Genomic DNA, 1,485 nt, shown 5'->3' with positions numbered 1-1,485 from the left:
GACCAGGTGCGCGCCGGTTTCCAGGCGCCCGGCGAAGCGGCGGCTGTAGCCCGGCAGCGCCGGCACGCCGACGCTGAAGTCGTACCAGTTGCCGCTGTCCTTGAGCGCCCACGCCAGCKTCTGTTCACCGCCCGGGCCGACCGCCACCGTCTGCACCGTGTCGTCGAAATACGCATTGGCCCGCACGCTGAAGGTGCAATCCGCGGTGCCGGTGTTGTGCAGCTTCAGCACCAGGTCGCTGTTGGCGACGTCGTAGCAGACCTGGATCTCCGGATTGGGCCGGCTCGCCACGGCGAGTGTGCTGGCGTTGCCGGTGAAATGGCGATGCAGCCCGGCCGGCCCGAGCACCCAGAGGTCGTAGACGCCCTGGTCCGCGGCCAGCGCCCAGTTGCCCCGCAGCTGCTTGCCGGCCTCGACGGTGTAGCGCCGCGGGACGGCGTCCAGGTGCAGGCGGTCGTAGACGTGGAAGACCGCTGCCGCGCGGCCGGTGTTCGAGAAGATCAGCGTGACCTGCTGCGAGGCCGGGGTGCAGACCGCACTGACGTGCAACTCGTACGGCAGCGCGCGCGACGGCCGGGTGCCCTTGGCCTGCACCGGCATCGCGGCCGCGTTCGGCAGCGTGGGCACGGTGCGCTGGGGCAGGGCGCGCGCACGGTCCGCCAGGGCGGTGGTCGCCGGCAGGTTCCTGAAGAACTCGGCGTTGTTCGGGTCGGCGAAGTTGAAGGCCGACATCATGTCGCCGCACACCGCGCGGCGCCAGGCCGAGATGTTGGGCTCCTTCACGCCGAAGCGCTGCTCGATGAATTGCAGCGGCGAGGTGTGGTCGAACACCTGCGAGTTGACCCAGCCGCCCTTGCTCCACGGCGAGATCACGTACATCGGTACGCGCGGCCCGAGGCCGTACGGCCGGTGCAGCAGCGAGGGCTCGTAGGCCGCCGTGTGGTACGCCTTCAGGTGCTCGTGGTACTCGGCCGCGGTGTCGACCGTGCTCGCGCCGGCGAGAACGGCCTTCGCCGGATCGGCATCCCAGCTGGCGTACGAGGGCGGTGCCGGCGGCGGCACGTGGTCGAAGAAGCCGTCGTTCTCGTCGAAGTTCAGGAACAGCACGGTCTTGCTCCAGACCGCGGGGTCGGCGGTCAGCGCATCCAGCACCTTGGCGGTGTAGTCGGCGCCCTGGGCCGGGCTCGACGGCCCGGGGTGCTCCGACCCTTCGGCCGTTGCGACGATGAAGCTGACCTGCGGCAGCTTGCCGGCGAGCACGTCCTCCTTCAGCTTGTCGAGGTCGCGCGTACCGACGCCGCGCTGGCGCAGCGCCTCCGAATAGCCGGGGCGCTGGAAGTACGCATCGCGGAAGGCATGGAATCCCGCCAGGCAGTTGTCGGTGAAGTTGTCGTCCATGTTCTCGTAGACCTGCCAGGTGATGCCGGCGCGCTCGAGACGTTCGGGATAGGTCGTCCAGGTGTAGCCGCCGTCATTGCCGGGGTT

1 protein-coding gene is annotated in these 1,485 nt (G+C 69.7%); it reads right to left on the bottom strand.

Going from position 1 to position 1,485, the window contains the following annotated elements:
* Positions 1 to 1,485 (bottom strand): phosphocholine-specific phospholipase C (locus tag AC1D01_RS34310; protein ID WP_477873924.1); only part of this gene is annotated, 1,485 nt, incomplete at both ends.

This window comes from Rhizobacter sp. P3_B12 (assembly GCF_056402895.1).
This window is presented reverse-complemented; position numbering and strand designations above follow the sequence as displayed.